Here is a 13,338-nt window from a genome sequence, read left to right as displayed (position 1 = left end):
TAAGTTTCAGGACATTTCGCGACGCGAAATAACACTTGTATCCTCGCCCACCAACGCTAACATTATTAGGACGCTTATTATTTTATAATTACTAAGGCGGCCCTACACATGCCAACGGACGAAGTGCCGATAAACTGGAAACGTAACCTTTATGTGGCCTGGCTCGGTTGTTTTCTTACCGGCATGGCATTCAGCCTGGTGATGCCTTTCCTTCCTCTGTATGTTGAACTGCTGGGCGTGACCGCGCCGGAAAAATTGAACCTCTGGTCCGGTGCTGTGTTCAGCATTACCTTCTTGTTCTCCGCCATCGCCTCACCCTTCTGGGGAGGGCTTGCTGACCGTAAAGGCCGTAAAGTTATGCTGTTACGTTCAGCGCTCGGTATGGCGATTGTGATGACGTTAATGGGGCTGGCGAGTAATATCTGGCAGTTTCTGATACTGCGCGCGATCCTCGGGCTGCTCGGCGGTTTTGTCCCGAATGCTAATGCCTTGATTGCGACCCAAGTGCCACGTAATAAAAGTGGTTGGGCGCTGGGAACGCTCTCTACCGGCGCGGTCAGTGGCGCGCTAATTGGCCCATTAATAGGCGGCCTGCTGGCCGATAATTTTGGCTTACGTCCGGTGTTCTTTATTACCGCCAGCGTGCTGTTTATCTGTTTTATCATGACGCTGCTTTATATTCGCGAGTCCTTCATTCCGGTGCAGAAAAAAGATATGTTGCACCTGAGACAAGTTTTTTCATCGCTGAAAAACCCACGTCTGGTACTCGCTCTGTTTATTACCACCATGATTATTCAGGTGGCTACCGGCTCCATCGCGCCGATCCTTACGCTCTACGTGCGCGAACTGGCAGGCTCGACGCAAAATCTGGCGTTTATTAGCGGCCTGATCGCCTCCGTACCTGGCGTAGCAGCGCTGATTAGCGCGCCGCGTCTCGGCAAACTGGGCGACCGGATTGGCCCGGAGCGCATCCTGATTTTTATGCTGATCGTCTCGGTACTGCTGCTGGTACCGATGTCATTTGTTCAAACGCCATGGCAATTAGGCTTATTGCGTTTTTTGCTTGGCGCAGCGGATGGAGCCTTACTGCCCGCAGTACAAACACTATTGATCTACAATGCCAGTAACCAAGTCGCCGGACGTATTTTTAGCTATAACCAATCTTTCCGCGATATTGGCAACGTATCCGGCCCATTGATGGGAGCGGCGGTATCGGCCAATTGGGGGTTTCGCGCGGTGTTCTTAGTGACCGCATCCATCGTCATGTTTAACGCACTCTTCTCATGGTTCGTGCAGCGGCGCGGTCCGGGGCGTCTACCTCTGCCTGGGGATTAATACGCCTGACTTTTTTTGTTCTCTTCCCTGACAAAGCAAAACTTCGTCTATGCTTTTTGAAACCCATTTTATCGGCAACATGGAGAGAGACAAATGAGCCTTTTCAGCACGCTGGAAGAAGCGATTGATAACGCCCGTGAAGAGTATCTGGCAAACAATCCGAACCTGACGGAGGATGATGCATCCGTCGCACAGTTTAACCTGCAAAAATATGTTATGCAGGATGGCGACATTATGTGGCAAGCCGAATTTTTTACCGATGAAGGTGACGAAGGCGAATGCCTGCCGATTCGTAGCGGCGAGGCGGCGCAGGCTATCTTTGACGGTGATTTTGACGAGATCGAGCTACGCCAGGAGTGGCAATCGGAAAACACATTACATGAGTGGGATGAAGGCGAATTCCAGCTTGAACCACCCGCGGATAGCGAGGAAGGTGAGGCTGCTGCAGAAGAGTGGGAAGATGACAATAGTGATTCCGACCGGTGGATATAAGCTACTCATACGGCCCATGGTGTGCATCTACCGGCAGCAATAATGTGTCGGCCACCAGTGAAAGCGGCAAGTCGATAATGGTCAGAAAGCGCCACGGTGACGCGCGCACGTCCCACTGTACGCCGGGATAATATTGGTTACCGTGCCCCTGTCCGGGTACGGTACGGCTAATAATGCTGCCACAACCGCTAAGCGCGAAAACGCAGCACCCCATCACGATTATTCGCAACATACCTTATTCTCCTCCCTGGCGGCTAACGACTGAGGTAAAAAAGGCGGCATCGCTGCCGCCTTTTCACTTATTTCACCGACGGTAGCGCCAGCGGATTCAGTTTCAGAGTGCGGTATTGCTCCACCCACTCATGATATTTATCCGCATTTTGCCACAGCCGGTAATGCATACGTGCCAGGGTAACCGGGTCGCTCATCAGCACCAAGCGCTGTTCACGACTCAATTTATCCGGCGCGTCGCTTAACGCCTGATCGACCCGTCGATCGCGCGCATGTTCCAGTAAATCACTCTTCAGATGGCGTGAGGTCGCCATAGCACTGGTGAGCGCATTGAAAGCGGGATGGAACAGCGCGTGCATAAACCCGTGTTTCAACGCACGCTCACGGTTTAACTGCAAGTAGTTATCGGTATCCAACAGCTCTTTCGGCGGATCGTACTCTTCCGGGATCAGGAACAGTTTGGCGCGTTTCGACGCCATCCCTATCGTTGCCCGACTAGAGACCACCGAAACAAACGGCGACAGAATCAGCGAGAAGACGATCGGCGCCAGCCACCACAAGAAGTTGAGATCCAACCACCCCATCCCGGCCGCCCACACGACGCCCAGCAGCAGTTGTGAACCATGACGAGCAAAAGCTTCGCTCCAGGGTGTCGCATCATCATCACGCTGCGGAGAGTTCCATACCACTTCCCAACCAAGGAATGCGCTCACCACGAACACCGTATGAAACAGCATACGCACCGGCGCCAATAGCACCGAGAACAGCATTTCCAGCATCAGCGAGATAAACAAGCGGAATGCGCCGCCATACGCTTTTGCGCCTTTACACCAGATTAAGACCACGCTTAGCAGCTTGGGCAGGAACAACAGGACCAGAGTGGTGGAAAACAGCGCAATGGCCAATTCAGGACGCCACTGCGGCCACACCGGGAACAACTGGCGCGGTTGCAAAAAGTACTGCGGCTCCATCAAGGTATGCACAACCTGCAACGCGGTGGATAACGCCAGGAACATAAACCACAACGGCGCGGAAAGGTATGACATCACGCCGGTCAGAAACACAGCGCGGTGCACCGGGTGCATCCCTTTCACCAGGAAAAGGCGGAAATTCATTAAGTTACCGTGACACCAACGTCGGTCGCGCTTAAGCTCATCTAACAAGTTAGGCGGTAACTCTTCATAGGAACCCGGCAAGTCGTACGCAATCCACACGCCCCATCCGGCACGGCGCATCAAGGCCGCTTCGACGAAGTCATGCGACAAAATCGAACCGGCAAATGAACCCTCGCCCGGCAACGGCGCTAGCGCACAGTGCTCAATAAAGGGTTTCACACGGATGATGGCGTTATGTCCCCAGTAGTGGGATTCACCTAGCTGCCAGAAATGTAGACCGGCGGTGAACAAGGGGCCGTAAACACGCGTCGCGAACTGCTGGCAACGCGCATACAGCGTATCCATGCCTGACGCTTTCGGCGACGACTGAATAATACCAGCGTTCGGGTTAGCCTCCATCATGCGAACCAGACCGGTCAAACACTCACCGCTCATCACGCTATCGGCATCCAACACCACCATATAGCTATACTGGCTGCCCCAACGGCGACAGAAGTCATCAATGTTGCCGCTTTTACGTTTCACCCGACGGCGGCGACGGCGATAAAAAATCTTACCTGCGCCGCCCACATCACGCACCAGCTCCATCCAGGCTTTCTGTTCGGCTACCGCAATATCGGCATCATAACTATCGCTCAGAATATAGACGTCGAAATGCTCACTTTCGCCGGTACGCTTAACCGATTCCCAGGTGGCACGCAGGCCAGCGAAGACGCGTTCAACGTCTTCATTACAGATCGGCATAATCAACGCGGTACGATGTTCCGGATTGATCGGCTCATCGCCTTTCATCGAATAAGAGATACTGTACTTATCGCGGCCAATCAGCAGTTGTAAGAAGCCCATCAACGCGGTCCAGAAACCGGCCGAGACCCAACAGAACAGGATGGCAAACAGGAACAATATCCCGGTTTGCAACACATACGGCAGGATCTGCAGTACCGATTGCTGCCAGTTCTGATTCAGCATCTCCATCGGATCGATCAACGCCCAGCCCTGGTAAGGCAGGATGGTTTTCATGTACCACGTGGCGATAACCGTCTGGAACAGCGTCAGGAATAGCAGAATATAGCGACGTATCGAGCCGACGTGGCGCCATTTGTCTTCAGATTTCTGCTCTTCAGCATCGGCATAGCGGGGAGGACTTTTACGCCCACGCAATGAATCCCAGGCACGGGCAACCGGGTTGGTTCGCCAGGCTTCCGGAAACATCAGCGAACGCTTAACCGGCGGCATCGCTTTCAGCGTGGTGCGATCTAAATAATCTTTATCGAACTGCTCGCCGTCCGCCAACGAGTCCGGCCACGCCATGGTAATACGTGACTTAACGGACTCCAGCGGGGCGTCATCAGGGCGCGCTTCAACCGGGCCATCCTGGCCCAGTTGTTGATGAAGTTGGCTATAAATCTCGCCGGGTTCAGCCTCTGCAGGCAGAGATTGAACCAGCGCAGCCTTACGCTCTGGCGCCAGCGGCAGCGATTCGATGTACTCTACGGGCGTGACAATAGATTTATTCATTGGCAGGCAACTGATAGCTCCATGTTTCCGTCAGCGTCTTCTCACCGTTAACCAGCGCAGCACGCATCTCTGTCGGTTGCTTCGTATCTTTAACGCGTAACCGCAGCACTAAACGCCAGCCTTTGGTAACAGGATTATAGTGAACGCTCTGCTCCACCACTTCACCGTTGTCTCCAACGCTGACCTGCGGCGTCACCGGCGTGTCATTTGGCAACTTGCTCATATCCTGACCGACAAAATCGACCAAGAATGCAATGGTGCCGTCAGGCTGACGCACTAAATTCGACTGCTTAACATCGCCGGTCGAGCGCAGCGTATTTTTCACCCACGCGGTTTCCGGTGAATGCAACTGGTCTTCATCACGGGTAAAGTGCAGACGGTATTTAAAATTCATCTCTTTGCCCGGATCGGGCAGATGTTCCGGCGTCCAGAACGCCACGATATTGTCATTAGTCTCATCAGCGGTAGGAATTTCCACCAGCTCAACACGACCTTTACCCCAGTCACCCTGTGGCTCAATCCAGCCGCTTGGGCGCAGATCATAACGGTCATCAAGATCCTGATACTGACTAAAATCACGGCCACGCTGTAACAAACCAAACCCTTTCGGGTTTTCCACGGTAAAGGTACTTACCGCCAAATGTTTCGGATTATTCAGCGGCCGCCAAATCCACTCACCGTTACCGGCATGGATGGACAAACCGTTCGAATCATGCAGCGCCGGGCGGTAATTCACCATCGGAGAAGGCTGATTAGGGCCAAACAAGAACATACTGGTTAACGGCGCCACGCCCAATTTACCCACTTTGTCACGCAGATAAACTTTGGACTGCACATCAACCACGCTCTCTTTACCTGGATGGATCACAAAGCGATACGCGCCCGCCGCACGCGGCGAATCCAGCAACGCATAGATCACGAGCTGCTTATCCTGCGGTTTTGGCCGCTCAATCCAGAACTCTTTAAAGCGCGGGAACTCTTCGCCGGACGGTAACGCCGTATCGATCGCTAAACCGCGTGAGGAGAGACCGTAAACCTGGCCGGCGCCAATAACACGAAAATAGCTCGCGCCGAGATAACTGGCGATCTCATCTTCTTTCTTTTTATCATTCAGTGTGTAAAGCACTTTAAAACCCGCATAACCGAGGTTTTTGACGGTTTCGGGATCGTGTTTTACATTACCGAAATTAAAATAATCCGGGTTGTATTTGATTTCACGCACCGTGTTCGCGGTCACTTCATGCAGTTTTACCGGCGTATCGAAATACATCCCTTGATGGTAAAACTCAAGCTTGAACGGGGTCTTTAACTTATTCCAGTACGCCTTGTTGTGATTAAACTGGATCTGCTGATAATCAGCGAATTTCATGTCGCGAAGCTGTGAGGGCAGATTGCTTTTCGGCGCTTCAAAGCTCTTCCCGGCCAACGTTTTTGCCTGTTTTGCGACATCGTCAATGCCGAATGCCCAACCGTTGTTGGCATACATGGCAAGTAGAACCGCTGCGCCCACCCAGCGCAACTTCATCAGTTCCGGTTTATTTTTCATTTTAGACAGCACATCCCCCCCTTTCGTGTGCTTAAATCAACTCCATCCATATTAATGGATTATTGCGCATTCCGACAGTATGACCGTCGTTTTGTTCCCAAAGCGGGCCAAATTACCATCCGGCTTTCAAAGATTTAGCCGATACGGATTAGGCTGATAGTATACCGCCGTTTACTCCGGTACAGTAAGCCGCAAGCTTTAGCCTGGTTTAGGGTAAAACCGGGACATTAAAACGCAGCAAACCTGGATAATTATGAGTACAAAAATACAGCAACGTGAATATTTCCTGGATTCAATCCGCGCATATTTGATGTTATTGGGTGTTCCTTTCCATATATCGTTGATCTACTCCAGCCATCAATGGTCGGTGAACAGCGCGGAACCCACCCTGTGGCTCACCGTGTTAAATGACTTTATTCATGCTTTTCGCATGCAGGTCTTCTTTGTTATTTCAGGTTATTTTTCTTACATGCTCTATCTGCGTTATCAGCCTCAACGCTGGTTAAAAGTCCGTGTGGAGCGCGTCGGCATCCCACTGTTAACCGCGATTCCGTTGTTAACTTTGCCGCAGTTTTTTTTGATCCGCGACTGGACGCCAACGATTGGCGACTGGGCACATTTTAGCCTGGCGCAAAAATACAACACGCTTTCCTGGCATCTTATCTCGCATCTCTGGTTCTTGCTGGTGCTGGTTATCCTCACCGTCTTTGGCCTGCTGATGTTTAAATGGCTGCGCCAAACGCCAGCGCCGGGCAAAGAAAAAACCGATTATTCCGACCTGACGTGGGGAAAACTGAGCCTGCTTTTCTTGCTGTATGGTGTTTTCTGGGGATGCGTACGGCGCCTGGTGTTTATTTTCCAGCCTAATTTACTGATGGATGGCCTATTTAGCGTGGCGGTGATGCAAACGCTGTTCTATCTGCCGTTCTTTTTCCTTGGCGCAATGGCCTGGAAATATCCGGCGATCAAAGCGTTGTTCGTGAAAACAAACCCGCTGGTCTGCTTCGGCGCACTGCTGGCCTTTTTGGCTTATTTAGCCAACCAACGCTACAGCAGCGGTGAAGGCTGGTTATATGAGCTCGATACGTTGATAACCATGCTGATGGGGATTTGGATGGTGAATGCGGTGTTCGCCTTTGGGCATCGCTGGTTAAACTCACACTCGCCGCGCATTACTTACCTGGTCAATGCGTCGTTGTTTATTTACCTGGTGCACCACCCGTTGACGCTGTTGTACGGGATTTTTATTACCCCGCACATCACCAATAATACATTGGGTTTCCTCGGCGGGCTGCTGTTTGTCTTCGGTATCGCGTTTATTGTGTACGAGATCCATTTGCGTATTCCGCTGCTGAAGTTTTTATTTTCCGGTAAGCCGCAGAAGCGCTAACGCCAGACGGGGGCGGCTTTCGCCCCCGATTTATAACAACCATTCAACCGGCAGACGCCACACCAAACGAACCAGCAAACGCTGCATAAAGCGCGTTCGCGGCTCATGCTTATGGACGATTTCTTCCGGCTCGCCTGGGTACTCCACCCAATTCACGCGCCCCCATTTATCTAGCCTGAGCGCCCAGGCGCGGGAACGCATTTGTTCAACAAACCGCTGATGAACCGAGGTGGCCAGCGTTTCACTTTTGATGACAAACCCCATTTCGGTATTCAGCACTGCTGAGCGCGGATCAAAATTAAACGATCCGATAAACACCTGCTGATTGTCGACGCTGAAGGTCTTGGCATGAAGGCTGGAGCCTGAGTTACCGGTTAGCCCGCGATCGTGCGGCGCTTCACGGTTATCATTTTGCGGTTTCATTTCATACAAACGAATGCCATGGCGCAGCAGTTTTTTGCGCCATTTGGCATAACCGGCGTGTACTACCGAAACATCATTGGCCGCCAGCGAATTGGTCAAAATGGCAATTTCCACCCCACTGCGTACCAACGACAACAGTTGCGCTACCCCTGCCCGCGTTGGCACAAAATACGCGGAAATAATATCAAACTGTTGTTGTGGACGCCCTATCACTTCCAGCAGTCGTTGGGGTAATAACGTCGACGTTTTCGCTTTACCTAATCCTTTACGGGGATCATCGCTCAATAACCGCGCCTGCGCCCAAACCAGCGTTAACTTACCGCTTTCCAACTGCGCCACGTAACTCGACGCTTTCAGCCGCTGTAAATAGTGCTGGACCTGAATACTGTCACGCCAGGCTTCCGGTAACCGCACCGCCGCCTGCGGATCGTCAGGATTAGGATCGATGACCGCATTAAGCGGAGAAACCGCGCGGCTTTGCCAATAACGCTCAAAGTCCTGTGTAACCTCTCTCACCACCGGCCCCACCGCCAAAACATCAAGATCGGAAAAGAGCGGCTCATCACCGGTACCAAAATATTCATCGCCGATATTTCGCCCGCCAACAATGGTTACCACGCCGTCAACGGTGAAGCTTTTATTATGCATCCGGCGATTCAGCCGTGCGAAATCGGTCAGGTAGCCGAGCGCGCGTAAAAAACGAAATGAAAAAGGATTAAACAGGCGAATTTGAATGTTCGGATGACGGTTCAATTCACATAACGTTTCGTCAAGGCCCATGGTGTTATTATCATCCAACAGCATACGCACCCGCACGCCGCGTTGCGCAGCTTCCAGCAACGCGCTGAACAGTAAACGACCCGACATATCGTTTTGCCAAATATAGTACTGTACATCAATGCTCTCCTCGGCCATCGAGAGCAAAAGATAGCGCGCGGCAAAGGCGTCAAGCCCATCGCCCAACGGGTGAATTCCACTTTCATCCGGATGCCGGTCGGTACGCGGCGTGATGGCACGCGCCAGCCGGGTGCTTTCTGCCTGGTGCGGGGAGGTGCTTTTATCGCTGACTGCATCAACCATGTCGGTTCCTTGTTTCTCTTTTACCCGGTGGACTAATGGCGGGAAAGGTAATGCTATCAATACCAATCATTATTCTAGACTTAGCCGCACATTCTGTAGCGATGTCTGTATGCAACAACGCATTAAATTAGCCGCTGTCGCACAAGTTGCGTTGCCAACGATAAAATAGAGGAGACTCAGGGGCGAGGAGTGCTGGATTGATTGGTGTTCTGCGTATAGCAGGATTGTACATCCAGGGAGGTTTCTGGCGGGCGACGCACATCGCTCAGCCATGTCATGGTAAACAGGAAAACCACGCTGATTAAACAGGCAGACAGTAAGCCAATCAGCGCTATCAGTTTGTCATCGCGACTCTCCATCGTCTATCTCCTTGTTAGCTGCCGATCCTCGGAAAGTTTCTCAGGACATCCACAGGGTAATCATTAGGACGAAGATTATAAGAGTAAAAGAAGTCACTGCAAGCACCACAATAGCAAATTGTGCATCATCAAGCGGAACACGTTCTTCTTTATCGGGTTCTGAATCAGGAGGCGTTTCTTTCATTTTTTCACAACATCAATAACCTAAAAACCTTGTGGCCGCTTACCGGAACGATTCGCGGGCGATATACAGACCGGCGTCGCCATAAAAACATAAGAAATAGTAATGATTCAGTGCAACGAAAGGCAAGCGCTTTTATCTGTTCCTTCAGACTTTATCGTCCTTCTTCACTTTTTACTGGCATTAATCTGGCGCAAAATAATTGTTTTTTGCGTTAATCTTTTAATTTCTTTTGCACACTGTATGTACCTCTAAATAGTGACTTAGCGTGGCTGTGAAACCCGCCCAATTGACGCGAATGTCATCCCCGGCCGATCCTCACGCTGCACACGCTATTTTCACTTAGAGCCAGCGCAAATTTCCCTTGAATTAAGTAGTGGTAAGAGAGAATTAAAGGACAAAATAACGAGTTTGCCATTATATGACATCGCTCGCCCTTTTATTATTTATATCCATAGACTTACTCTGAAAAACTGCTAATAATATTGCCGCTTAAAAAAACGCCCGGTTTCGTTTCTCTCTGTGCCCCGGTAAACGTGGTCAATCATGCATCAATACCGCCTTCCTGAAGAAAGCTTACTGATTTTTGAACAGATAATTGAGCACAGCGCGAACGCCATTTTTCTTGTGGATGACGGTCATCGCCTGACGTTTGCCAACCAACATGGCGAAACGTTGTTTCAGCGACTGGTTGCCGCCCAATTACTTGATAACGCCCTGCTTTCACAGGAGCAGGTGATTGAGATTAACGACGGGCAGCATCCTCGCTATATTCGCACCCACAGCGTCGCCACCGAAATACAGCAACATGCTGCGGGCCATCTGTTTATTGGCACGGATATTACCGCTGAAATGACCGCTCAGCGTCAGGAAGCGCATATGCGTCATCGGCTGGAACAGACGCTTGAACTGACCGATGAGGGATTTTGGTTTTGGGATATTCCCAGCGGGTTAATTTCCCATAATCAGTGCTGGAGCCGTATTTTTGGTTTTACCGACCGGCAGCTTCATCACCATGAAAGTGAAGTATTTGAGTTGGTGCATCCGGAGGATGCGGAGCGGGTGAAACAGACATTGACGCGCCATTTACGTGGCGAAACCCCCACCTATGTTTGCGAATATCGCATTATCGTGCGCGGTGACGAAACGCGTTGGATAATCAACCATGGCAAGGTTGTTCGTCATAATGATGAAGGCCGTTCGGTAGAGATGCTGGGCAAAACCCAGGACATCACAGAGAAGAAAGAGCGCGAACAGGAGATGCATAATCTTGCCTGGCACGACCCGCTGACACAATTAGAAAATCGCCCACGCTTTTATCAAAAAGTCGAACAGGCACGTCAGCAATCTATGGCCAATAATGACTACCTTGCCCTGCTCTATCTTGATCTAAACCGTTTTAAAGAGGTGAACGATTCGCTCGGCCACAATGCCGGCGATTTGTTGTTAAAAGAGGTGGCGCAACGCCTGCGTTCAACCATTCGCGGTCATGACGCGATCGCTCGCCTCGGCGGCGATGAGTTCGCAATCTTGGTCAACTGTTTAGGAAACAGTCACCAAGAGGCGAAGGGGAAACTCATCGTGTTGGCAAACCGCCTACTGGATAGCCTCAGTCGGGAAATAGAAATCGCCGGTAACACGGTATCTATTTCCAGCAGTATTGGCATGTACCTGTTTAAAGACGATACCACGCCAGTGGCAGAGATGCTGCACAAGGCGGATATGGCGCAATATTATTCAAAAAATAATCACCGTAAATGGATGATTTGGTCAGACCGTCTGCGGGCGGAGCAGAGCCAGCGCGACACCATTGAGACCGGCCTGCGTCGCGCGTTGGATAATGGCGAGTTCTACCTTGAGTATCAGCCGCAATATTCACGCGGCGGCGAGGTTGCCAGTTTGGAAGCTTTACTACGCTGGCGTACGCCAGACGGCAAAATTATCGCGCCGGCGACCTTTATTCCGGTAGCGGAAAACTCCGGTCTCATCCTTAATATTAGCGAGTGGGTGCTGGAGCAGACCTGCCGCCAACTCAAACTTTGGCAATCGCAGCCGTTATTCGATGCGCTACGCGTCTCGGTCAACATCAGCCCGCGCCAACTCAGGCGTACTGATTTTATTAAAAGCGTTGAACAGGTACTGACGCGTAGCGGCATTAATCCGCAACAACTGAGTTTCGAAATGCTCGAAACCGCCCTCACCGATAATATGCCGGATGCACAACGCAAGCTGAATATCCTGAAAGAAATGAAAATCAATATCGCGCTGGATAATTTCGGTACTGGCATGGCGTCGTTAACCGGGCTGCGTAAACTGGCGATTGACGAAGTGAAAATTGATCGTTCGTTTGTGTTTGATATGACTGAAAATGATGATTTTTTGATAACCATTCGCGGGATTGTCGCGATGTGTCAGGCGCTCAATATCAATATCGTCGCCGAGGGCGTAGAGAAACCCGCGCAATTTGCCGCGTTATCCGATATGGGCTGCCACCGTTTTCAGGGCTGGTTATTTTCGCGCGCCCGTTCGCCCGAGCAATTGAATGAAATCTTGCAACGGCGCGGGCTTTAGTGTCTTAACGGGCAGCCAATCGCGGCCCGTTAACCGTCCGCTATTAACGATAAAAACGGTAAGTCGCGGTATAAGGGACTTTTAGTGTGGCGCCGAAACGGGGTTTATCGCACACCGCCGCCCCGACTACGCCGCCACGGGTATCAATACGTTGCACCCATGCAATCTGGCTAAACATCCCGGCGTTTTGTGTCGGGTGACCGCTGAGCAGTAACCACGGAATAGCGCCCGCTTGTGGTGCCGCACGGCTCGCCAGCAGTTGACCGCGGACTTCGCTACCATCAATACCTTGCCAACTCGGTCCGTCAAAATGTTCACCCACCAAAGTGGTTAAAGCCCGGTCGCTAAACAGGGAGGCTTCGGGCGCCTGAAATACCCATACACCAACGGCGTTATCGTTTGCGCCCGCTGCGCAGCGATAAATTTGTACGCCACGCGCATACAGTTCACGGCTTAAATGCGCCGAATCGGAAACGTTAATCGATTGGTCAGCGGCAAAGGCAGCACCGGCGACATTCGCCAGTAACAGCGTTAAACCACCGCAAACAGCGACGAAACGGCTCACCATGACGTCACCCCACACACAATACGCGCACCGCCGCCGCCTAACATTTCAGGCATATCGGAGTGGTTATCGCCACCGGCATGAATCATTAACGCATGCCCTTTCACATCCGCCATCCGTAAACGCGGCGCCAGCACCGGATAGGTCGCGTTGCCGTGATCATCGACGTATAAGGCCGGTAAATCGCCGAGATGCCCATTGCCCCACGGTCCTTCATGCTTACCGGTATGCGCCGGGTCAAAATGCCCGCCCGCCGCCAAGCCAGCGACCTTTTTGCCATTTTGCAGGGCAGGGCCGCAATCCGGGTTGGTATGCAGATGGAAACCGTGGATACCCGGCGGTAGGCCGGTTAATTTGGGGGTAAATATTACGCCATACGGTGAGGTTTCAACGGTAACCGTACCTACCGATTTTACAATACCGTTCGCATCCACTTCATTCATCACTACACTTGCCGCCCACGCCCCGCTGGTCAACGCTAAACCGGCCGCCAAAATGGCGCTGTTGAGCACCTTGCGTCTTTTCATCATCA

General features: G+C 51.6%; 11 protein-coding genes. 4 read left to right on the top strand and 7 right to left on the bottom strand.

Annotated features, from left to right (window positions below):
* Window positions 1-108 precede the first annotated feature (108 nt).
* Together mdtG and PMPD1_RS09105 are read left to right on the top strand one after the other, a co-directional pair.
* Entirely contained in the window at window positions 109-1,335 is a 1,227-nt protein-coding gene (gene mdtG / locus PMPD1_RS09110) for a multidrug efflux MFS transporter MdtG (protein WP_173633732.1), read from the top strand.
* A 93-nt stretch (window positions 1,336-1,428) separates the two neighbouring features.
* Window positions 1,429-1,827, top strand: a complete 399-nt coding sequence (locus PMPD1_RS09105) for a MysB family protein (protein WP_173633731.1) — start codon at window positions 1,429-1,431, stop codon at window positions 1,825-1,827.
* A gap of 1 nt (window position 1,828) precedes the next feature.
* Here PMPD1_RS09105 and PMPD1_RS09100 read toward each other — a convergent pair whose 3' ends face one another.
* The 3 genes from PMPD1_RS09100 to PMPD1_RS09090 all read right to left on the bottom strand — a co-directional run bounded on the left by PMPD1_RS09100 (window position 1,829) and on the right by PMPD1_RS09090 (window position 6,219).
* Complete coding sequence (locus PMPD1_RS09100) at window positions 1,829-2,059, bottom strand: YceK/YidQ family lipoprotein (RefSeq protein ID WP_435529724.1); 231 nt, start codon at window positions 2,057-2,059, stop codon at window positions 1,829-1,831.
* A 67-nt stretch (window positions 2,060-2,126) separates the two neighbouring features.
* On the bottom strand, window positions 2,127-4,691 hold the full coding sequence (gene mdoH, locus PMPD1_RS09095) for a glucans biosynthesis glucosyltransferase MdoH (RefSeq protein ID WP_173633730.1): 2,565 nt from the start codon (window positions 4,689-4,691) through the stop codon (window positions 2,127-2,129).
* Window positions 4,684-6,219, bottom strand: coding sequence for a glucan biosynthesis protein G (locus PMPD1_RS09090; RefSeq protein ID WP_173636167.1), 1,536 nt, complete (start codon window positions 6,217-6,219; stop codon window positions 4,684-4,686). Before PMPD1_RS09090 ends, mdoH begins: the two co-directional genes overlap by 8 nt.
* Window positions 6,220-6,490: 271 nt before the next feature.
* Here PMPD1_RS09090 and mdoC point away from each other — a divergent pair, with 271 nt between their 5' ends.
* Complete coding sequence (gene mdoC, locus PMPD1_RS09085; protein ID WP_173633729.1) at window positions 6,491-7,627, top strand: glucans biosynthesis protein MdoC; 1,137 nt, start codon at window positions 6,491-6,493, stop codon at window positions 7,625-7,627.
* Window positions 7,628-7,657: 30 nt separating this feature from the next.
* Here the strand turns inward: mdoC and PMPD1_RS09080 are convergent, their stop codons facing one another.
* Together PMPD1_RS09080 and PMPD1_RS09075 are read right to left on the bottom strand one after the other, a co-directional pair.
* Window positions 7,658-9,130, bottom strand: coding sequence for a phospholipase D-like domain-containing protein (locus PMPD1_RS09080; RefSeq protein ID WP_173633728.1), 1,473 nt, complete (start codon window positions 9,128-9,130; stop codon window positions 7,658-7,660).
* A 176-nt stretch (window positions 9,131-9,306) separates the two neighbouring features.
* On the bottom strand, window positions 9,307-9,489 hold the full coding sequence (locus tag PMPD1_RS09075; protein WP_173633727.1) for a hypothetical protein: 183 nt from the start codon (window positions 9,487-9,489) through the stop codon (window positions 9,307-9,309).
* 727 nt (window positions 9,490-10,216) lie between these two features.
* Here PMPD1_RS09075 and PMPD1_RS09070 point away from each other — a divergent pair.
* Entirely contained in the window at window positions 10,217-12,241 is a 2,025-nt protein-coding gene (locus tag PMPD1_RS09070; RefSeq protein ID WP_173633726.1) for a putative bifunctional diguanylate cyclase/phosphodiesterase, read from the top strand.
* A gap of 43 nt (window positions 12,242-12,284) precedes the next feature.
* On the opposite strand, the gene PMPD1_RS09065 is transcribed toward PMPD1_RS09070, so the two are convergent.
* The gene (locus tag PMPD1_RS09065) at window positions 12,285-12,809 is read right to left on the bottom strand and encodes a DUF3455 domain-containing protein (protein WP_173633725.1); all 525 of its coding nucleotides are present in this window, start codon (window positions 12,807-12,809) and stop codon (window positions 12,285-12,287) included.
* Window positions 12,803-13,333 carry a superoxide dismutase family protein gene (gene sodC, locus PMPD1_RS09060; protein WP_173636166.1) on the bottom strand — a complete coding sequence of 177 codons (531 nt, stop codon included), beginning with the start codon at window positions 13,331-13,333 and terminating at the stop codon, window positions 12,803-12,805. The genes PMPD1_RS09065 and sodC overlap by 7 nt, the downstream gene beginning before the upstream one ends.
* Window positions 13,334-13,338: the final 5 nt, after the last annotated feature.

It is taken from the genome of Paramixta manurensis (genome assembly GCF_013285385.1).
In the GTDB taxonomy this organism is placed as follows: domain Bacteria; phylum Pseudomonadota; class Gammaproteobacteria; order Enterobacterales; family Enterobacteriaceae; genus Paramixta; species Paramixta manurensis.
The sequence above is the reverse complement of the archived record's forward strand: the minus strand, read 5'-3'. Positions and strand labels throughout refer to the sequence as shown.

What these genes read in the sequence shown, in the direction of transcription:
- PMPD1_RS09080 (WP_173633728.1), bottom strand. Translation starts at nt 9,130, where the DNA reads ATGGTTGATGCAGTCAGCGATAAAAGCACCTCCCCGCACCAGGCAGAA.
- mdoH (WP_173633730.1), bottom strand. Translation starts at nt 4,691, where the DNA reads ATGAATAAATCTATTGTCACGCCCGTAGAGTACATCGAATCGCTGCCG.
- PMPD1_RS09100 (WP_435529724.1), bottom strand. Translation starts at nt 2,059, where the DNA reads ATGTTGCGAATAATCGTGATGGGGTGCTGCGTTTTCGCGCTTAGCGGT.
- PMPD1_RS09065 (WP_173633725.1), bottom strand. Translation starts at nt 12,809, where the DNA reads ATGGTGAGCCGTTTCGTCGCTGTTTGCGGTGGTTTAACGCTGTTACTG.
- mdoC (WP_173633729.1), top strand. Translation starts at nt 6,491, where the DNA reads ATGAGTACAAAAATACAGCAACGTGAATATTTCCTGGATTCAATCCGC.
- PMPD1_RS09070 (WP_173633726.1), top strand. Translation starts at nt 10,217, where the DNA reads ATGCATCAATACCGCCTTCCTGAAGAAAGCTTACTGATTTTTGAACAG.
- mdtG (WP_173633732.1), top strand. Translation starts at nt 109, where the DNA reads ATGCCAACGGACGAAGTGCCGATAAACTGGAAACGTAACCTTTATGTG.
- PMPD1_RS09075 (WP_173633727.1), bottom strand. Translation starts at nt 9,489, where the DNA reads ATGGAGAGTCGCGATGACAAACTGATAGCGCTGATTGGCTTACTGTCT.
- PMPD1_RS09105 (WP_173633731.1), top strand. Translation starts at nt 1,429, where the DNA reads ATGAGCCTTTTCAGCACGCTGGAAGAAGCGATTGATAACGCCCGTGAA.
- sodC (WP_173636166.1), bottom strand. Translation starts at nt 13,333, where the DNA reads ATGAAAAGACGCAAGGTGCTCAACAGCGCCATTTTGGCGGCCGGTTTA.